Raw genomic sequence first — 19,850 nt, forward strand, 5'->3', positions numbered from 1 at the left:
GTTTACGAATGAAATGAGTTAATTGCTCTGCAAGGATTTTCTTGAAAATCCTTGCCACGAAATGCGAGAAGGCAGGCTTTTGCCTGCCGTAAGCGAGCATTTCAAGTGTTACATGCTCTAGAGCAACGCACCGTTGCGAATAGGTATTCGCAAAGGGTAAGGCACGCTCGCTCCGGCGTTTCAGCGCGCAAATCAATAGCGATCTGCTTGCATCCGCAGCATCCTGTGTCGCAACGCTGAAGCTGCGCTTGCGCCTCCACGGCGGGCGTCTGCTTACGCAACCGCCAGGGCATTGCAGCATTGCCATCCCTGACAGCGGCAAAAAGCCGTCGAAAGCCCATTTGAGAGCCCATTGCCCTGCACCGCCTTTTGCGGTGCAGGGCTTTTTTGTGCGGTGGGATAAAACAAAAATGTTTTATACTCGGGGCAAAAAAACAAAAATGTTTCGGTAAAGCGGGATACTTTAAAAAAATATTATTACATATCGCACTGATATAAAAAAATCCAAGCTGGCACATCGCTTGCTACCCAAAGGCAACAACGCACCGCGTCCCATGGGGGCCGGGCGCGTACACCCCGTGTTCCCAGGAGGAAGCGATGTTGAAGAAAATGTTGGCACTGCTGGCGCTGGCCCTGACCCTTGGCGGCGTTACCGGCGCACGCGCGGCAGACACCATCAAGGTGGGCATTCTGCATTCATTGTCCGGCACCATGGCCATCAGCGAAACTACGCTCAAGGACGCCATGCTCATGCTCATTGACGAGCAGAACAAAAAAGGCGGCCTGTTGGGCAAAAAGCTGGAGCCTGTGGTGGTGGACCCCGCCTCCAACTGGCCCTTGTTTGCGGAAAAAGCCCGCGAACTGCTGAGCAAAGACAAGGTAGCCGTGGTCTTTGGCTGCTGGACCTCGGTTTCGCGCAAGTCTGTGCTGCCCGTGTTTGAGGAGCTCAACGGCCTGCTCTTCTATCCCGTGCAGTATGAAGGCGAGGAGTCTTCACGCAACGTCATTTACACCGGGGCCGCGCCCAACCAGCAGGCCATCCCCGCCGTGGACTATCTGATGAACGACCTGGGCGTGCAGCGCTGGGTGCTGGCCGGCACGGACTATGTCTTTCCCCGCACGGCCAACAAGATTCTGGAGGCCTACCTCACCGCCAAGGGCGTGAAAAAGGAAGATATCCTTATCAACTATACGCCCTTTGGCCATTCCGACTGGCAGTCCATTGTGGCGGAGATCAAAAAATTCGGCAGCGCCGGCAAAAAGACCGCCGTGGTTTCCACCCTCAACGGCGACGCCAACGTGCCCTTCTACAAAGAGCTGGCCAACCAGGGCGTTTCTGCGGCGGATATTCCGGTCATGGCCTTTTCTGTGGGCGAGGAAGAGCTTTCGGGCATCGACACCAAGCCCTTGGTGGGCCACCTGGCGGCCTGGAACTACTTCATGAGTGTGGACACGCCCGCCAACAAGGCCTTTATCAAAAAATGGCACGCCTACATCAAGAATAACAAGCGCGTGACCAATGACCCCATGGAAGCCCACTACATCGGCTTCAACCTCTGGGTCAAAGCCGTGGAAAAAGCCAAAAGCACGGATGTGAACAAGGTGCTCAAAGCCATTGTGGGGCTGGAAACCCCCAACCTCACCGGCGGCATGGCCAAGGTGCTGCCCAACCACCACATTACCAAGCCCGTGCTGATCGGCGAAATCCAGGCCGACGGTCAGTTCCAGGTGGTCTGGGAGACGCCCAAAGTGGTGCCCGGCGACGCCTGGTCCGATTACCTGCCCGGCTCCAAAGACCTGGAAGCGGACTGGACCGACCCCATTAACTGCGGCAACTACAACGTAAAAACAAAACAGTGCGGCGGCGCTGCCAAGTAAGGCCGCACGTCCAAAGCTCATAGAGCCTCCACCCTGCAACCGGAGGGGGCCGACCCTGCCCGCGTCGGCCCCCTCCCCCACCGGCTGTCCCCTCCGGCTGTCATGCCGGAGAGCCCCCCGGACAAGGATATGTCTATGCGCGCGGTGTTATCCCTTCTTTTTTGCATCCTGTGCGGCTTGCCCTTGGCAATGCCCACTGCCGCTCCGGCGGCGGGCGCTGCCTCCGGAGACGCGGCGCTGACTCCCGCCACGACTCCGGAGCCCAGCCCGACCCAGGAGCAGGCCGGGCTGTCCACAGCCCTGCCTGCGGAACTGCTCCGGGCTTTGGTCAGCCCCAAGGTTATGGACAGGGACAAGGCCCTGGACCTGTTGGACACCCTGCCCGTCGACCTTCAGGACAGGCTGCTGCGCGCCCTGCTCCACGGCCGTCTGTTGGCGGATCAGGAAACCCGGACTCTCTATGTGGCGGCCGCTGATGGCGCCGCCCGGCCACTGCTTGCGCCGGAAGCGTCGGCCCGGCCCGCTGAAGGACTGCGCCGCGTGGGCACCAGCAACCGTCAGCGCCAGCGCATCACCGATGTTCTGAACGCCCGCGCCCTCACTGCGCCCAACGTGCTGCGCCGCCGCGCCGCGGCCGCCGCACTGATGGAAAGCGCCGTACCGCCGCTCAAAGCCCCGGCCCTGCGCGCCTTGCTGGATGTGGAAAAGGACGCTCCCACCCGCGCCAGCCTGGAAGCCGCCCTGGCCCTGCACACGGCGGCGGACAAAAGCGCCACCCCTGCAGACCTGCTGCAGGCCGTAGCCGCGCTCGACGCCAACGGTGCGCCCACGGCCTGTAACGCCCTGAACGCCCTTGCCGACAGTGCTGACCCGGCGGTGGCCAAGGCGGCGCAGGACGCCCTGTACAGACAGCGTGTGGCCGCCCAGTGGGGCGGGTTTTTTGAAATGTTCTTTTTCGGCCTCAGCCTGGGATCCATTCTGGTGCTGGCGGCCACTGGTCTGGCCATCACCTTTGGCGTCATGGGCGTCATCAACATGGCCCACGGCGAATTTATCATGCTGGGGGCCTACACGGCCTGGGGCGTGCAGCAAATGCTGCCCGGCCGCCCCGGCCTGGCGCTGCTGCTGGCCGTGCCCGCCGCCCTGCTGGTCAGCGGCGGCATGGGCGTGCTGCTGGAGCGCACGGTCATCCGCTTTCTCTACGGACGGCCGCTGGAAACCCTGCTGGCCACCTTTGGCGTGAGTCTGGTGCTGCAGCAGGCCGTGCGCAGCGTGTTTTCGCCCCTTAACCGGGCCGTGCAGACCCCGGACTTCATGAGTGGCGTGTGGCAGATCACTCCGCACTTTGCCCTGACCTGCAACCGCGTCTACATCATGCTGTTCTGCCTGGGAGTCTTTGCCTGCATCCACGCGGCCATGCACCGTACCCGACTGGGGCTGGAGGTGCGCGCCGTATCGCAAAACCGGCCCATAGCCCGCTGCATGGGCGTGCGCGCCGCGCGGGTGGACGCCCTGACCTTCGGCCTGGGTTCCGGCGTGGCCGGCATGGCCGGCGTGGCTCTGAGCCAGGTCACCAACGTGGGGCCCAACCTGGGCCAGGGCTACATTATTGATTCCTTCATGGTGGTGGTCTTCGGCGGGGTGGGCAACCTCTGGGGCACGCTCACGGGCGGCCTGGCCCTGGGCGTGGCCAACAAGTTTCTGGAGCCCGTAAGCGGGGCCATGCTCTCCAAGATCATCATTCTGGTCTGTCTTATCCTGTTTATCCAGAAGCGGCCGCGCGGGCTCTTTCCGCAGAAGGGCCGGGCGGTGGAGGCATAATATGCGCACGCTACTCTCCACGGCGCCGGTCCTTCGCGCCGGGCAGGATCCTCTGCCGCACGAAGGGCTCTTCAACCGCTCCACCCGCGTTTTTCTGCTGCTTACGGCACTGTTCGCCCTGGCGGTCTGCGGCGGCAGCCTGCTGCCCCAGGCCAGCGCCCTGCATGTGCCGGGCTATCTGGTCGCCTTGCTGGGCAAGTACCTGACCTACGCCCTGCTGGCCCTTTCCGTGGATCTGATCTGGGGCTACATGGGGGTGCTCAGCCTGGGGCACGGGGCCTTTTTTGCCTTGGGCGGCTATGCCTTCGGCATGTACCTCATGCGCCAGATCGGCGCGCGCGGCGTGTACGGCAATCCGGACCTGCCGGATTTCATGGTCTTTCTTAACTGGAAGGAACTGCCCTGGTTCTGGACCGGCAGCGAGCATTTCTGGGCGGCGGCTCTGCTGGTGGCGCTGCTGCCGGGCGTGACGGCCTATGTGTTCGGCCGACTGGCTTTCGGCTCGCGGGTGTCGGGGGTCTATTTTTCCATCATGAGTCAGGCCATGACCTACGCTCTTATGCTGGCCTTTTTCCGCAACGAAATGGGCTTCGGCGGCAACAACGGGCTTACGGACTTTAAGTCCTTGCTGGGGTTTGACATCCAGACCGATGGCATGCGCACGGCGCTCTTTGCCTGTTCGGCGCTGGCCCTCATGGCGGGCTATTGTCTGTGCCGGGCCGTGACGGCCTCGCGCCTGGGGCGGGTCTGCGTGGCCATCCGCGACGCCGAAGACCGCACGCGCTTTCTGGGCTACAGGGTGGAGCGCTTTCAGGTGGCGGTGTTCACCCTTTCCGCTGTGCTGGCGGGCGTGGGCGGCGCACTCTATGTGCCGCAGGTGGGCATTATCAACCCCGGCGAGTTTTCACCCCTCAATTCCATTGAAGTGGTGGTCTGGGTGGCCCTGGGCGGCCGCGGCAGGCTTTACGGCGCGGTATTGGGGGCCATTGCGGTCAATGCCTTCAAAACCTGGTTCACGGGCGTGCTGCCGGAGGTCTGGCTATTTGCCTTGGGCGGGCTGTTTGTGCTGGTCACCGTGTTCCTGCCCCAGGGGCTGGCGGGACTGCCTGCGCAACTGCGCGCATGGCTGCGTCGTCAAAGGCCCTCTGCGCCTTCCGAGGCCGCAACGCAAGGAGGCGCGGCATGAAATCCTCTCGCGACTATCTGCAGGGCCGCAGCCTGGAGGAAGTGGAAGCAGCGGCCAAAGCCTACGAGGCCAGCCACACGCCCTTTGACAAGCGTCCGCTCCGGGAGCGCGTGCAGCCTCCCCGCGCCATGCTGGAAAAGCCGCGCATCGCCCTCTATCTGGAACGCATCGGCGTGAGTTTTGACGGCTTCAAGGCGCTCAATGACCTGACCTTCTATGTGGACGAAGGGGAGCTGCGCTGCGTCATCGGCCCCAACGGCGCGGGCAAGACCACCATGATGGACGTCATCACGGGCAAGACCCGCCCCGACGCGGGCACAGCCTGGTTTGGCCGTGACTGCAACCTGCTGCAGATGGACGAGGTAGCCATTGCCCAGGCGGGCATCGGCCGCAAATTCCAGAAGCCTTCGGTCTTTGCGGCTTTGACGGTGGCCCAGAATCTGGAGCTGGCCCTGGCGGGCCGTAAAACCGTGTGGGGCGCTTTTCGCGCGCGGCTCAACGGCGAACAGCGCGACAGCCTGGAGGAAGTGCTCACCCGTATTCGCCTCGCGGAGCAGGCCCGCATGCCCGCGGGCAGCCTTTCCCACGGGCAGAAGCAGTGGTTGGAAATCGGCATGCTGCTTATGCAGAAGCCCCGCCTGCTGCTGCTGGACGAACCTGTGGCGGGCATGACCCCGGAGGAAATGGATCGCACCATTGAGCTGTTGCACGAGCTGGAAGGTAAGCAAAGCATCATGGTGGTGGAACACGATATGGAATTTGTTCGGGCCATTGCCCACAAGGTCACGGTGCTGCATCAGGGCAGCGTGCTGGCCGAGGGCAGCATGGAGGCCATGCAGAACCATCCGGCCGTGGTGGAGGCCTACCTGGGCGAACCCTTGGAGTAAACGTCATGCTGCGGATAGAAAATCTCAATCAGTATTACGGATCCAGCCACATCCTGCGGGATGTGGAGCTGGAAGTGGCCGCCGGTTCCTGCGCCTGCCTCATGGGCCGCAACGGTGTGGGCAAAACCACGCTGCTGCAGTGCGTCATGGGCGTGCTGCCCGCGCGCTCCGGCCATATTTTCCTGGAAGGGAAGGACTTGCTCCCGCTGCCTGTGGAGCGTCGTGCGGCCCTGGGCATAGGTTATGTGCCCCAGGGCCGCCAAATCTTCCCCTTGCTTACCGTTCGGGAAAACATGGAGCTTTCCCTGCCCATGCGCCGGGACGGCCTGCGCAGCATTCCGTCCTTCATCTTCGACTTTTTCCCGGTGCTGGGCGAAATGCTCTCCCGTCGGGGCGGCGACCTTTCCGGCGGGCAGCAACAGCAGCTGGCCATTGCCCGCGCCCTGGTTCTGGAACCGCGCCTGCTCATCCTGGACGAACCCACCGAAGGCATCCAGCCCAATATCGTGCGGGATATCGCCGTCGCCATCCGGCGGCTGAACGCGGAGCTGGGCCTTACCGTCCTGCTGGTGGAACAAAAAGTGCCCTTTGCCCGGCGTATGGCCGATACCTATATGATCATGGACCGGGGGCACATTATGGCTCAGGGCCCCATGCAGGGCCTGGACGCGGCCACGGTCAAAGCCTTTTTGAGCGTCTGAGGCCCCGCTGTGCTGCCCCCTTCCCCCCTTGCCCCTTCCCCCTGCTTTGCTGCGCCTGTGGCGCACGACGACGCCGGGCACGGGTTCGGGCCGGACCGCCGCTGGAGCGCCGGGCTGGACCTTATTTTTGAAGCGCGGCTGGCGCGCAGCGTGCTGACCAGGATGTCTTTTCACGGTCCCCTGCGCGTGCAGCGCCCCTTTTACCCGGAAGGGCCTTTGCCGGGCGCGCCCCTGGCCGCAGCTGCCTTGGCCGAGCCCTGCCACTGCTGTTTGCTGCATCCGCCCGGCGGCCTGGTAAGCGGTGACGATCTGCGCATAACCGCCTTGGTGGAGCCCCAGGCCCATGTGCTGCTTACCACGCCCTCGGCCGCCAAGTGTTATGCCGCCGACGCCTGCCAGGTGCCCCAGGCCCAGCATGTGGCGTTGCGGGTGCGCGGCGGCCTGCTGGAGTGGCTGCCGCGTGAAACCATCGTCTATGACGGCGCGCGGGCCGAGCTGACAACGGCCATTGACCTGGATGCCACGGCCTGTTGCCTGGGCTGGGAGGCCCTTTGTCTGGGCCGTGCGGCGGCTGGAGAACGCTTTACGCGCGGCCGTCTGCGTCAGCGATTGAGCCTTTGGCGCGCGGGCCGCCCCCTGCTGCACGAGACGTTGGACCTCACGGCCGGGGATGACCTGCAGCACGGGCCTTTCGGCCTGCAGGGAGAAACCGTGTGTGCCACGCTGTTTGCCGTGGGCCGGGCAGAGGCGCAAGGCGGCCCCGGCCCGGACCAGGCGGCCCTGGAAGCGGTCTGCGCCCAGTTGCAGGAAGGGCTGGCCCCGGAGAGCCCCTGTACGCCCCTGATCTCCGGTGGCCGTCCCGGCCCCGGCCCGGTTCGCGCGCTGTCCCCCGCGTCGGGGCGGGCCGGGGCCACCCTGCGCCAGGGCGTGCTGTTGTTGCGCTATCTGGGGCCGGATATGGAAGCGGCCCGGCGGCTGTTTTTTCAGGTCTGGGCCTTGCTGCGTCCTGTACTGGCGGGCCGGGCGCCCTGCCCGCCGCGCGTCTGGGCCGGAGCTTTTTGAAAAGATGGGTGGGGGTGTGAAATTCTCCATCCAAGGAGGCATTATGGAACTGCTGCCCAGAGAAAAGGACAAACTTTTGCTGTTCACGGCCGGGCTGCTGGCGGAGCGGCGCAAGGCGCGCGGGCTTCGGCTCAACTATCCGGAAGCCGTGGCCTACATCAGCCTGGCGGTATTGGAAGGCGCGCGGGATGGGCGGAGCGTGGCCGAGCTCATGGGTTCGTGCCGCAATCTGCTCAGCCGTGAGGACGTCATGGAGGGCGTGCCGGAGATGGTCCGCGAGGTACAGGTGGAGGCCACCTTTCCCGACGGCACTAAGCTGGTTACGGTGCACGATCCCATTTTGTAGCAAGGAGAGGGCCTTATGATCCCCGGCGAATACATGCTGGCGGCGGGCGAAGTGGTCTGCAACGCCGCGTCGGAAGGGCGCGAAGTGGTGCTGGAAGTAGCCAATACGGGCGACAGGCCCATTCAGGTGGGTTCGCACTACCATTTTTATGAGGTCAATCCCGCGCTGGTCTTTGAGCGGGAAAAGGCGCGCGGCATGCGGCTGGATATTCCGGCCGGCACGGCCGTGCGACTGGAGCCGGGGCAGAAGCGCGAGGTGCGGCTTATTCCCTATGGGGGGCTGCGGCGCGTCTACGGCTTTCGGGGGCAGGTGATGGGGCCGCTGGACGTTGTGGTCGGGGAGGAAGAAGCATGATCCGCATACCAAGAAGCCAGTACGTCGAGCTGTACGGCCCCACCACGGGCGACCGCATCCGCCTGGCGGATACGGACCTCTGGATTGAGGTGGAACGCGACCACACCGTGCCCGGCGAAGAAGTCTGCTTTGGCGGGGGCAAGGTCATCCGCGACGGCATGGGGCAGAGCCAGCGCGGCAATGCCGAAGGCGCCATGGACACGGTCATCACCAACGCCGTTATTCTGGATGCGGCGCTCGGCGTCATCAAGGCCGATCTGGGCATTCGGGACGGGCGCATAGCCTGCATGGGCAAGGCCGGCAACCCGGACGTGCAGCCGGACGTGGACGTGATCATCGGCCCCGGCACGGAGATCATTGCCGGCGAAGGCTGCCTGCTCACAGCCGGGGGCATGGATTCCCACGTCCACTTCATCTGCCCGCAGCAGGTGGAGGAGGCGCTGGCCAGCGGCATTACCACCATGCTGGGCGGCGGTACGGGCCCGGCCACAGGCACCAACGCCACCACCTGCTCGCCCGGCCCCTGGCATCTGGAGCGCATGCTGGCCGCCACGGACCTGCTGCCCATGAACTTCGGCTTTCTGGGCAAGGGCAACGCCGCCCTGCCCGACGCCCTGCGCGAACAGCTGGAGGCAGGAGCCTGCGGCCTTAAGCTGCACGAGGATTGGGGCAGCACCCCGGCGGCCATCGACAACTGCCTGTCTGTGGCCGACGAATACGACGTGCAGGTGGCCATCCACACGGATACGCTCAACGAGGCCGGTTTTGTGGAAGATACTCTGGCCGCCTTCCGGGGGCGAACCATTCACACCTACCACACGGAGGGCGCGGGCGGCGGACACGCGCCGGACATTCTGCGGGCCTGCTCTCTGCCCAACGTGCTGCCTTCGTCCACCAATCCCACCAGACCCTATACGGTCAACACCGTGGACGAGCATCTGGATATGCTCATGGTCTGCCACCACCTCAACCCTTCGCTGCCGGAGGACGCGGCCTTTGCCGATTCGCGCATCCGGCGCGAAACTATTGCCGCGGAAGATATTCTGCAGGACATGGGCGTCATTTCCATGATTTCTTCCGATTCCCAGGCCATGGGGCGGGTGGGCGAGGTGATCATCCGCACCTGGCAGACAGCCCATAAGATGAAAGTGCAGCGTGGCCCCCTGCCGGAAGATAAAGACCACGGCAACGACAATTTCCGTGTGCGGCGCTATCTGGCCAAATACACCTGCAACCCGGCCATTACCCACGGCCTGTCCCATGCCGTGGGCGCTGTGGCGCCGGGCCTGCTGGCTGACCTGGTGCTCTGGAAACCGGCGTTTTTCGGGGTCAAGCCTTTGCTGGTGCTCAAGGGCGGGCAGATAGCCTGCGCCCCCATGGGCGACGCCAACGCCTCCATTCCCACGCCCCAGCCCATGCACAGCCGCCCCATGTTCGGAGCCCTGGGCCAGGCGGCGGCAGCGGCCAGCCTGAGCTTTGTTTCCCGCGCGTTTATGGAAAACGGCGGGGAAGGCCGCCTGCGCGAACTGGGCCTGCTGCGCGGGCTTTCGGCCTGCCGGGGCACGCGCGCCCTGCGCAAGAGCGACATGCTGCTGAACAGCGCCACGCCCGCCCTTTCCGTCAACCCGCAAACCTATGAGGTGCGCGCCGACGGCGAAATCCTCAGCTGCCCGCCGGCGGAGGTGCTGCCCATGGCGCAGCGCTATTTTCTGTTTTAGGTGGCGGAGAGCAAAGTCCGCTCCTTCGCGGCCTTGCACTGGATTGGCGGCCCCAGGCGACGTGACAAGGTCGTTTCCCCTCCGGCCAGGGTACGCCCGGCGCACGCCCTGAGAAGAGAAGCGCTTTTTGAAGGATGGCGCGCGGGGGAAAGCAGTTCCAACTTCACAGGAGGAGGTTCCATGCTGGAATTTACGGAAAATCTGGGCAACCGCGACGATCTGCAGCCCACGGAACGGCTGACGTTGGCCTATGAGCAGCGCGGCAAGTGCCGTCAACGGCTGCGGTTGGACAGCGGGCAGGAAGCGGGCCTGTTTTTGCAACGGGGGCAGGTGCTGCGGGAAGGGGACGTGCTCCGCGCGGGGGAAACCCTGGCCGTGGTGCACAATGCTCAGGAGCCGGTAGTGACGGCCGTGGCCCCCAACTGGGAGACGCTGGCGCGGGCCTGCTATCATTTGGGCAACCGCCATGCGCCTCTGCAGCTGGGGCACAAGTGGCTGCGCTTTACGCCGGACCATGTGCTGGAAGAATTGGCGGAAAGCCTGGGCCTGCGCCTGCGGCGGGAAAACGCGGCCTTCGTGCCCGAAGGGGGCGCGTATGACGGCCCGCACAGCCATGCCTGAAGCCTCCGCGCCCGGATCTGCACCGGGGGGCGCGGTCACGGGGGGCTGGTCCGGGCCGGACCCGGCCCTGCTGCCCCTGCTCTATCTGGCCGGGCAGACTTTGCCCGTGGGCGGTTTTGCCTGGTCCCAGGGGCTGGAGGCTGCCGTGGAACAGGGCCTGGCGGGCGACGCTGCGGGCTTGCGGCGTTGGCTTGCGGGCGTGCTGCACTACGGCCTGGCCCGCAACGATCTGCCCTTGCTGCTGCGCCTGCACCGGGCGGCAATGACGCAAGACGCGACGGGCCTGCGCTTTTGGAACGATCGTGTGCTGGCAAGCCGCGAGAGTGCGGAACTGTGGCAGGAGGAAGTGCAGATGGGCCGGGCTTTGCGGCGGTTGCTCACGGATACGGGGCTGCTGGCTGCCGCGGGGCCCCTGCCGGGTATGGATTTGCCGGATGACGCGGGCTATACGGCCTGTTTCGCGGCGGCGGCGGCTTTGCTGCAGACGCGCGCCGCAAAGGCGGCCCCTACGCCGGGGCAGGCGGCGTCCTTTGGGCTGAACGCGGCCTGCGCCTATGCCTGGAGCTGGCTGCAGAACCAGACCGCCGTGGCCTGCAAGACCGTGCCCCTGGGCCAGACCGCCGCCCAGAAGCTGTTGCTGGAATTTTTATCCCTGCTGCCGCAGGAAGCGGCGCAGGCCGCCGCGCTGGACGATACGGCGGTGGGGGCGTCCCTGCCGGGGCTGGCCCTGTGCAGCGCCGCGCACGAACGGCAGTATTCACGTTTGTTCAGGAGTTGAAACCATGACTGCAAGACCCTGCCTGCGTGTGGGCGTGGGCGGCCCGGTGGGTTCGGGCAAGACCGCCCTCCTCCGCCATCTCTGCCTGCGCATGCGCAAAGACTACAATATGGCCGTGGTCACCAATGATATTTATACCCGCGAGGACGCGGAATTTCTGCTGCGGCACAACGCCCTGGAGGCCGACCGCATCCTGGGCGTGGAAACGGGCGGCTGCCCGCACACGGCCATACGGGAAGACGCCTCCATGAACATCCAGGCCATTGAGGCGCTGCAGCGCCGCCATCCCGGCCTGGAACTGGTGCTGGTGGAAAGCGGCGGGGACAATCTTTCCGCCACGTTCAGCCCGGAACTGGCGGACCTGACCCTCTATGTCATCGACGTGAGCGGCGGCGATAAAATTCCCCGCAAGGGCGGGCCGGGCATTACCAAATCCGACCTGCTCATCATCAACAAGGTGGATCTGGCCCCCATGGTCCACGCTTCGCTGGACGTTATGGAGCGGGATACGCGCAGAATGCGCGGGCAGCGGCCCTATGTGCTCACGGAGCTGCTTTCCGGCGCGGGTGTGGAGGCGGTGGTGGCGTTTATTGTGCGCGAAGGGATGCTGCGGCCATTGATGCGGGAGCAGCAGGCGGGCTGTTGCCGTAGCTGAAGGCCCGGACCGGCCGGGGCAGCGGCGGTAGCGCGCTTTCCCGTTGCCGGACCGGGCCGTTGAGGCGGCGGGCAACAGCCGCGCCGCCCCGGAGAGCCTCAGTAGCGGTACATTTCAGCTTTGTACGGCCCTTCCACGGGCACGCCGATGTAGTCGGCCTGCTCCTGGGTAAGGGTGGAGAGCTTGACGCCCAGGCGGGCCAGATGCAGGCGGGCCACCTCTTCGTCCAGCTTTTTGGGCAGGATGTAGACCTTTTTTTCCAGATTTTCTGCGGCCAGCTTGAGCTGGGCCAGGGTCTGGTTAGTGAAGCTGTTGGACATGACGAAGCTGGCGTGCCCTGTGGCGCAGCCCAGGTTGACCAAACGTCCCTCGGCCAGCACCAGAATGCTGCGGCCGGACTTGAGCGTCCACTTGTCCACCTGCGGCTTGATGTTGGTCTTGGTGACGCCGGGGGTGTTCTCCAGGTAGGTCATTTCGATTTCATTATCAAAGTGACCGATATTGCAGACAATAGCCTCGTCCTTCATGCCTTCCATGTGCTTGCCGGTAATGACGTGATAGTTGCCCGTGCAGGTAACGTAGATGTCGCCGCAGGGCAAGGCGTCTTCGATGGTGATGACTTCAAAGCCTTCCATGGCGGCCTGCAGGGCGCAGATGGGGTCGATTTCCGTCACCAGCACGCGCGCGCCGAAGCCGCGCATGGACTGGGCGCAGCCTTTGCCCACGTCGCCGTAGCCGCAGATCACCACCACCTTGCCGGCCACCATGATATCCGTGGCGCGTTTGATGCCGTCGGCCAGGGATTCGCGGCAGCCGTAGAGGTTGTCAAACTTGGACTTGGTTACGGAATCGTTGACGTTGACAGCCGGGAAAAGCAGTTTGCCCGCGGCGGCCAGCTGGTAAAGGCGGTGTACGCCGGTGGTGGTTTCTTCAGACACGCCGCGGACCTTGGCGGCCACGTTGTGCCAGTGCCGCGGGTTGTCCTGTAGCCGCAGCTTCAGACGATCCAGCACGCACTGAAATTCCTTGCTGTCGGCTTTTTTGTCCAGCATAGCGGGATTTTCTTCGGCCTCCACGCCCGTGTGAATAAACAGGGTGGCGTCGCCGCCGTCGTCCACGATAAGGTCCGGGCCGCTGCCGTCAGGCCAGGTAAGGGCCATTTCAGTGCACCACCAGTAGTCTTCCAGGCTTTCGCCCTTCCAGGCAAAAACCTTGGCCAGGCCCTGTTCCACAATGGCGGCGGCGGCGTGGTCCTGGGTGGAAAAAATGTTGCAGGAGGCCCAGCGGATGTCCGCGCCCAGGGCATGCAGCGTCTTGATGAGCATGGCCGTCTGAATGGTCATGTGCAGGGAGCCCGTGACCTTGAAGCCCTTGAGAGGCTTGGAAGGACCGTACTTTTTGATGCATTCCATAAGGCCCGGCATTTCGCGTTCGGAAAGCTGCATTTCTTTGCTGCCGAAGTCGGCCAGGCTCATGTCCGCCACTTTGTGCGCCAGGGTCAAATCCAGTGCTTTGGTCATAATTTCTCCTTGAACCCTCTGTTTTTTATCTGTTTGCTGAATTTATTGATTTAATTAGTCAACCGCATCGGCCTGAAGCAACAGCAGGGTCAGGCCCCGTCCCACGGGCTTGCGCACGGCACTGTGTACGGCAAAGCCTGCCTTCTGCAGAACCGTGGCCAGGGCGTCTTCGGCAAAGCCTAGCCAGCGGTCGCCGTAGCGGTTGCGCATGGCCTCGTCGGTATGGCGCAGAAAATCCGCCACGAACAGCCGCCCGCCGGGCGGCAGGATCCGCCGGATTTCGCCCAGGGCCTCGGCCGGTTGCGAAAGGTGGTGGAGCACCAGGTTTATGCAGGCAAAATCCGCCTCGTGGTCGCGCAAAGGCAAATGGCTCAGATCGCCGATGCGCAACGAAACCCGCTCCGCCGACAGATCCTCCGGGGCGAAGCGGCGGCGACAGATCTCCAGCATGCGGGCCGAACCGTCCACGCCGATGACCCCGTGCGCCAGGGGCAAGAGCCTGGCCAGTACGGCTCCGGTGCCGCAGCCCAGGTCCACGGCCGTGCCGCAACCTTGCGGGACGGCGGCGCAGACGGCCGCGGGCAGGTCAAAATCGCCCAGCACTTCATTATTCAGCTCGTCCCAGTTTTCCGCAATGGCGTTGAAAAACTGGCGGGTCTTGCGGGCGCGCTCCTCCAGCATCTGCGCGGCCATGGCCAGGTCGGCCCGCATGTGGGCATCGGGCTGCACAAAGGCCATGAGGGCGCGCAGCAGATCGTGGCGCTCGCCTGTTTTGGGCGCAGCGTAAAAAACCCACAGTCCGTCCCGACGTGAACCCAGCAGGCCCGCTTCCGTAAGAATTTTCAGGTGGCGCGACACGCGCGACTGGCCCATATCCAGAATGTGGACCAGTTCGTTGACCGAAAGCTCATAATGCAGCAGGATGTAGACCAGCCGTAAACGGGTTTCGTCGGAAAGCGCCTTGAAGCAGAGCAGGGCCGTGCCGTTGTCCATAATGCCGGTTGTCCTGAAAAAAGGTGGAAGCGCAGGGGCGCAAAAGCCGGTCGCCGGGCTGCGCCCGGACCTCGGTGACGGCCCCTGTGGAGTGAGGTGGGGCCGCAATATGAATGTAAATATCAAGATATATGCATATAGTCAATACGGCTTTGCGTCGCCGCTGTGGCCAGGGGGGCGGCCTCATGGCCCGGCGCAAGCGTAAGCGCACGGCGGCTTCAGGCCCTATGCCCGTGGGCGAGGCTCTGGCGGGGGTCTTTGCCGGGCTGGGTCTGGACCCGGAGGAAGCGGCCCGCCGCGCTCGCCTGCAAAGCCTGTGGGAGCACTGGGAAAGCGTTATGGGGCCGGATCTGGCCCCCCTGGCGCGGCCCCTGGGGCACCGGCGCGACCTGCTGCTTATTGGGGCAGAAGACGCCATGCTGGCTCAGGAGCTGCACTACCTAAGCCAGGAGCTGCTGGACCGGGCCAATGCCTTTATGGAAGCGCCGGTGTTTCAGAGCGTGCGGGTATCCTTGCTCCTGGGCAAGAACGGGCTGGACGTTTCGGCCGCAAGCCCTCTGCCGGTCACGCGCACCCGTCCCGTGGGGCGCAGCAAGCCCCTGCCTCGCCCCAGCGGCGAACGCCTTGTGGGCATGGACCCCGCCTCGCCCGTGGCCCGTGCCTACGCGCTGTTTGCCGGTCGCAAGCCACGGGCGCAATAAGCGGCCTGCGCCTTCGGTGTGATGCGTGTAAGGGTTTTCCTGCGTCAGCAGCCAGTTATATGGTGCCTGCACAAAACCGCATTGCGTTTTTGTCGTTGCTTTTGCCGCAGGCGCGCTCCCCTCTCCACCGCAAGTTCGGCCCTGCCGCAAAATTTTTTTAGCGTGTTATTTTGCATAAATAAAAAAATATTGGCGCTCCTCAGCCTGCGCCCTTGTTGTGCGCTTGCTGCGGTTATTGACAACGCTTCCGCCGGAGTGCTAGCTTGCTGCAAGCACCGTCCGCCAGTGCCGGACCGGACGGAAGAGCGCGGAGGATGGAATGCAGATGCGGAAAGTCATGGAAGACATTTGTCTGAAACACGACAATGGCTGCGATTTCACCTTTCGCGGTCGCCTGTTCTCCGAATGCTCGTGGTATGACGAAGGCCTTGGCATGCTCACCCGTCAGAAGCTCTATGTGACCGATCACAACGAACAGGTCTACTACATCGTCCGCTCCAGCGGGCAGGAACGCAGCCGTCACGCCTATAAGCTGCGCATGCACGGCGACAATTGCATCATCGATAACGGCGTCAGTGAAATGGCCCTGCAGTTCGACCTGCTCATGCTGGCCGTGCGCGGTCTTTGCGGGCTGGACGCCGCCGCCACCCCCACCCTTTCCATGGTGGAAGAGATGCTCAAGGCCGCCAATGCCTGAGCCGCACCACGGCCATCAGCCACGCCGCCCTCCAACCAGGCGGCGGCAGCCTCCACAGTAAAGGCCCCGCAAGGGGCCTTTTTCACAACCGTCATCATTGCGGACGGGCCTTGGTGAGGACAGGCGTCCGGTAAGAGCGGCGTGGTGCAGACTTTCCCCGTCACCGCGATAAAAAAGCCTTTTTGTGCCGCTGCAGCCTGCGGCGGTTTTTATCGGTCACGGGCGGAAAGCGTTCCGTTTTGTCCGGCCTTGAGGATGAACATCCCCAAAGCCGGGCGGTTCCGGTTTGACACTGCCCAGAGCCGGGGCTATCAAAGAAAGCCGTGCGCCGTTGCCGCGGCGTCGCCGCCAACCGTTTTTCCACAAGGATATGCACCATGACGGATATCGACCGCCAGATGGCCGCCATTAAACGTGGCGTGGCCGAGCTTATCGACGAGGGCGAACTGCGCAAAAAACTGGCGCGGGGCGTCCCCCTGCGCGTGAAAGTAGGTTTTGACCCCACCGCCCCGGACCTGCACCTGGGCCATACCGTGGTCATGCACAAGATGCGCCATTTTCAGGAGCTGGGCCACAAGATCATCTTTCTTATCGGCGACTTCACCGGCCGCATCGGCGACCCTTCCGGCCGTTCAGAAACCCGCCCTCCCCTTACCGAAGAACAGGTCATGGCCAATGCCGAGACCTACAAAAAACAGGTCTTTAAAATTTTGGACCCGGAAAAGACCGAGGTGGCCTTCAACTCCGCTTGGCTGGGTTCCATGAACGCCGCGGACTTCATCCGTCTGGCCTCCTGCTGCACCGTGGCCCGCATGATGGAACGCGACGACTTTGAAAAACGCTTCCGCGAGCAACGCCCCATCTCTATCCACGAGTTCCTCTACCCCCTCTGCCAGGGCTATGACTCCGTGGCTCTCAAGGCTGACGTGGAAATGGGCGGTACGGACCAGAAGTTCAATCTGCTCATGGGCCGCACCCTGCAGGCCCATTATGGGCAGGAAAGCCAGTGCATCCTTACCATGCCTCTGCTGGAAGGCACGGACGGCGTGCGCAAGATGTCAAAATCCTACGGCAATTACATCGGCATCGACGAAGCGCCTTCCCAGATTTTTGGCAAAGTCATGGCCATTTCTGATGCGCTCATGTGGCGCTACTACGAACTGCTCTCCAGCAAATCTCTGGAGGACATCGCCGCCCTCAAGGCCGCCGTGGCCAACGGCAGCGTCCACCCCAAGGCCGCCAAAGAGGCCCTGGCTCACGAAATGGTCGCCCGCTATCACAGCCCCAAAGACGCCGATGAAGCCCAGCAAGGCTTCAACGCCGTGTTTGCCGGCGGCGGCGTGCCCGATGAAATGCCCCAATACGCCTGCTCTTCCGGCGAAGCCAGCACGCCCCCGGCCTTCCTTGAAGCCGCCGGACTGGTAAAAAGCCGCGGCGAAGCCAAACGGCTTATTAAAGAAGGCGCCCTCTCCATCGACGGCCAACGCTGTGACGACCCCCTCTCTTCCCTTGCCAGGGGCTCCTATGTCGTCAAACTGGGCAAGAAACGTTTCCTCAAACTGCTGGTGCAGTAGGGATCTTCTGAGTGCTGCTGTCGTTGCCCGTAACGAGTGTTGCCTCTTTGTCCGCTTCCTTCGCCGCAACGGGCTAAGCTCCTTCGTCGCAACAATTGAAGCTGCTATGGCGCAGAACACAAAAAGGCCGCCCCCAAGGGGGCGGCCTTTTTAGTGTAAAGCAGGAAGTGGGCTACGGCAGCATCCAGTGCAGCACGCCGGACTGCAGGTAGGTCAGCACGCAGATGAAGGCCGTCATGGCCAGGCTGTGGCCCAGGGTGAAGCGGAAGAGGTTGCCCTCGTTGCCCACCAGGCCGGTAGCCGCGGTGGCCACGCTGATGGATTGGGGCGAGATCATCTTGCCGGTAACGCCGCCCGAGGAGTTGGCGGCCACGGCCAGGTAGGGGTCCATGCCCACCACTTCGGCCGTGGAGCGCTGCATGCCGCAGAACAGGGCGTTGGAAGAAGTGTCCGAACCGGTGAGGAACACGCCCAGCCAGCCGAGCAGCGGCGAGAAGAGCGGGAAGAGCGGCCCGGTCAGGGTAAAGGCGATGCCCAGGGTAGAGCTCATGCCAGAGTAGTTCATGAGGTAGGCCAAGCCCAGGATGGTGGCGATGGTCAGGATGGGGAAGCGCAGCTGGTAGATGGTGCGGAAGAAGCAGGCCACCGCCTTGCCGAAGCTGTAGCCCTTCATGAAGGGCACGGAAAGGAAGCCGGCAATCAGGATGGCCGTGCCGCCCGCAGAGAGCCAGTTAAGGGTAAAGATGGCAGGATAGTTGGGATCTTTGCCGGCGGCCAGAATGGGCGCGGCTTTGTTGATCATGCCGTCCAGAGCGGGCCAGGAGAACTTGAGCACCGCGCCGGGCACGGCGTTGAGCATACCCTTGAACTGGGGCAGGCCCCACAAAAAGACCATCAGGGCCAGGATGATGTAGGGCAGCCATGCGCGCAGCACCACGCCGAAGCTGGGGGCTTCGCCCGCCAGGGGGGTTTCCTTTTCGCCTTCAAAACGCCAGATGCGGGCGGGCTTCCACACGCGCAGCAACAGCACCATGGAAATGATGGTGATGATGGCGGACATGATGTCGGGGAGGGTCGGGCCGTGGAAGTTGGAGAAGGCAAACTGCGAGGCGGCGAAGCTCACGCCGGCCACCATGATGGCGGGCAGCACTTCCAGAGAGCGTTTGAAGCCGCACATGACCACGCACAGCCACAGGGGCACGATGACGGAAAGGAAGGGCAGCTGACGGCCCACAATGGCGCTCACGTGCAGGTCGCTCAGGCCGGAAACCTGGGCGCCCACGATGACCGGAATGCCGATGGCGCCGAAGGCCACGGGGGCGGTGTTGGCAATCAGACAGATGCCCGCAGCGTACAGGGGTCTGAAGCCCAGGCCGGCCAGCATGGCCGCGGTGATGGCCACGGGCGTGCCGAAGCCGGCGGTGCCTTCAAGGAAGGAACCGAAAGCAAAGGCGATAAAGATGGCCTGGAGGCGGCGGTCGTCGGTAAGCCGGGCCAGCGATTCTTTGATGTACTCAAATTCGCCGGATTCCACGGTCATGTTGTAGACCCACACCGCCGTGACGACGATCCAGATAATCGGGAAGAGCCCGAAGGCCACGCCGTAGCTCAGTGCGCCCACGGCCGTGCCGAAGGGCATGCCCCACACGGCCACGGCCAGGATGAAGGAAAGGGCCACTGCCACCAGCGAGGCGTAGTGCCCTTTAGCCCGGCGTACGGCCAGCATGTAGAACAGGCTGAACAGCGGGATTGCTGCCAGCAGGGCGGAGACCACTGCTCCGCCTACGGGATCGTAAACTTGCGTCCATGCCATAATGAGACCCTCATACAAAAAAGATGTTGTTGATGGGCATGCCGGAAGGGCGGGCACAGAACGCCCGTGCGCCCCGGCGTCCGGTCACGCCCCCGCGACCAGAGCAGGCGCCGTCAAAACGTGCGCGCATCCGCTAGGATTTACCCGAAAATCCTTTTGCTATCGGCCGAAATACAGATGTCGTCTGTTTTCGTCATCAGGCAGGGCGGAAACTACTCTGGGCTATGTTTATCCTGTTTTGTCCTGAAAAACAACGGGGTGAAGCCCGGCGAGAGGAAAAAAACAGAAAATCCCAGGTGTAGTAAAAAATTCAAGACAACAGGGTTGTTACAGCTGGCCGATAAGAAAAAGCGCAGTGCAGAGGGCCCCGCATGACCCTGCGGCAGCATCGCCCTGCCCTGCAGAACCAGGATGCGGCAAAGGGGCGCGCTTCGTGCACTGTCTGATGGAAAAAGGTTTTGCAGGATGGAGGCTGCGGAGGCAGGAATTTTTGTGAACAAAAGCGCCCTGCCCGCCCCTGCTTCTGGGCATTACAACGTTGCAAT

18 protein-coding genes are annotated in these 19,850 nt (G+C 63.4%); 15 read left to right on the forward strand and 3 right to left on the reverse strand.

Annotated features, from left to right (window positions below; translation table 11 throughout):
* Positions 1-597: 597 nt before the first annotated feature.
* The 12 genes from urtA (at position 598) to ureG (ending at position 12,007) form a co-directional block, all read left to right on the forward strand.
* The gene (gene urtA, locus J7I12_RS09375; RefSeq protein ID WP_118229403.1) at positions 598-1,878 is read left to right on the forward strand and encodes an urea ABC transporter substrate-binding protein; all 1,281 of its coding nucleotides are present in this window, start codon (positions 598-600) and stop codon (positions 1,876-1,878) included.
* Positions 1,879-2,013: 135 nt separating this feature from the next.
* A complete protein-coding gene (gene urtB / locus J7I12_RS09380) occupies positions 2,014-3,699 on the forward strand; it encodes an urea ABC transporter permease subunit UrtB (RefSeq protein WP_207287311.1) in 1,686 nt (561 codons plus the stop codon).
* 1 nt (position 3,700) lies between these two features.
* Positions 3,701-4,885 (forward strand): urea ABC transporter permease subunit UrtC, encoded by a 1,185-nt coding sequence (gene urtC / locus J7I12_RS09385; protein WP_130957870.1) that lies wholly within the window; start codon positions 3,701-3,703, stop codon positions 4,883-4,885.
* Positions 4,882-5,772 carry an urea ABC transporter ATP-binding protein UrtD gene (gene urtD, locus J7I12_RS09390; protein WP_118229405.1) on the forward strand — a complete coding sequence of 297 codons (891 nt, stop codon included), beginning with the start codon at positions 4,882-4,884 and terminating at the stop codon, positions 5,770-5,772. The genes urtC and urtD overlap by 4 nt, the downstream gene beginning before the upstream one ends.
* A gap of 5 nt (positions 5,773-5,777) precedes the next feature.
* Positions 5,778-6,473, forward strand: a complete 696-nt coding sequence (urtE, locus tag J7I12_RS09395; protein WP_118229406.1) for an urea ABC transporter ATP-binding subunit UrtE — start codon at positions 5,778-5,780, stop codon at positions 6,471-6,473.
* 9 nt (positions 6,474-6,482) lie between these two features.
* Entirely contained in the window at positions 6,483-7,535 is a 1,053-nt protein-coding gene (locus J7I12_RS09400; RefSeq protein ID WP_302548430.1) for an urease accessory protein UreD, read from the forward strand.
* Positions 7,536-7,578: 43 nt separating this feature from the next.
* Entirely contained in the window at positions 7,579-7,881 is a 303-nt protein-coding gene (ureA, locus tag J7I12_RS09405; RefSeq protein WP_118229407.1) for an urease subunit gamma, read from the forward strand.
* Positions 7,882-7,896: 15 nt separating this feature from the next.
* Positions 7,897-8,235 (forward strand): urease subunit beta, encoded by a 339-nt coding sequence (locus J7I12_RS09410; RefSeq protein WP_118229408.1) that lies wholly within the window; start codon positions 7,897-7,899, stop codon positions 8,233-8,235.
* A complete protein-coding gene (gene ureC, locus J7I12_RS09415) occupies positions 8,232-9,953 on the forward strand; it encodes an urease subunit alpha (RefSeq protein ID WP_207287313.1) in 1,722 nt (573 codons plus the stop codon). Before J7I12_RS09410 ends, ureC begins: the two co-directional genes overlap by 4 nt.
* A 180-nt stretch (positions 9,954-10,133) precedes the next feature.
* On the forward strand, positions 10,134-10,574 hold the full coding sequence (gene ureE / locus J7I12_RS09420; RefSeq protein ID WP_118229409.1) for an urease accessory protein UreE: 441 nt from the start codon (positions 10,134-10,136) through the stop codon (positions 10,572-10,574).
* Positions 10,549-11,352 (forward strand): urease accessory protein UreF, encoded by an 804-nt coding sequence (locus J7I12_RS09425; RefSeq protein WP_288907743.1) that lies wholly within the window; start codon positions 10,549-10,551, stop codon positions 11,350-11,352. The genes ureE and J7I12_RS09425 overlap by 26 nt, the downstream gene beginning before the upstream one ends.
* 4 nt (positions 11,353-11,356) lie before the next feature.
* Positions 11,357-12,007, forward strand: coding sequence for an urease accessory protein UreG (ureG, locus tag J7I12_RS09430; protein WP_118229410.1), 651 nt, complete (start codon positions 11,357-11,359; stop codon positions 12,005-12,007).
* A 98-nt stretch (positions 12,008-12,105) separates the two neighbouring features.
* Here ureG and ahcY read toward each other — a convergent pair whose 3' ends face one another.
* Complete coding sequence (gene ahcY / locus J7I12_RS09435; RefSeq protein ID WP_118229411.1) at positions 12,106-13,527, reverse strand: adenosylhomocysteinase; 1,422 nt, start codon at positions 13,525-13,527, stop codon at positions 12,106-12,108.
* A 54-nt stretch (positions 13,528-13,581) separates the two neighbouring features.
* Positions 13,582-14,520: an ArsR/SmtB family transcription factor gene (locus J7I12_RS09440; protein ID WP_288907739.1), complete on the reverse strand. Its 939-nt coding sequence runs from the start codon at positions 14,518-14,520 to the stop codon at positions 13,582-13,584.
* A 131-nt stretch (positions 14,521-14,651) separates the two neighbouring features.
* Between J7I12_RS09440 and J7I12_RS09445 the strand changes: the two genes are divergently transcribed.
* From J7I12_RS09445 to tyrS, 3 genes are all read left to right on the forward strand, one after another.
* Entirely contained in the window at positions 14,652-15,221 is a 570-nt protein-coding gene (locus tag J7I12_RS09445; RefSeq protein ID WP_242621188.1) for a DciA family protein, read from the forward strand.
* A gap of 325 nt (positions 15,222-15,546) precedes the next feature.
* Positions 15,547-15,918, forward strand: a complete 372-nt coding sequence (locus J7I12_RS09450; protein WP_118229453.1) for a hypothetical protein — start codon at positions 15,547-15,549, stop codon at positions 15,916-15,918.
* Positions 15,919-16,295: 377 nt separating this feature from the next.
* On the forward strand, positions 16,296-17,492 hold the full coding sequence (gene tyrS / locus J7I12_RS09455; protein ID WP_288907736.1) for a tyrosine--tRNA ligase: 1,197 nt from the start codon (positions 16,296-16,298) through the stop codon (positions 17,490-17,492).
* 172 nt (positions 17,493-17,664) lie between these two features.
* Here the strand turns inward: tyrS and J7I12_RS09460 are convergent, their stop codons facing one another.
* Positions 17,665-19,305 (reverse strand): L-lactate permease, encoded by a 1,641-nt coding sequence (locus J7I12_RS09460; RefSeq protein ID WP_118229415.1) that lies wholly within the window; start codon positions 19,303-19,305, stop codon positions 17,665-17,667.
* Positions 19,306-19,850 lie beyond the last annotated feature (545 nt).

It is taken from the genome of Desulfovibrio diazotrophicus (genome assembly GCF_902498985.2).
GTDB classification, from domain to species: domain Bacteria; phylum Desulfobacterota; class Desulfovibrionia; order Desulfovibrionales; family Desulfovibrionaceae; genus Desulfovibrio; species Desulfovibrio legallii.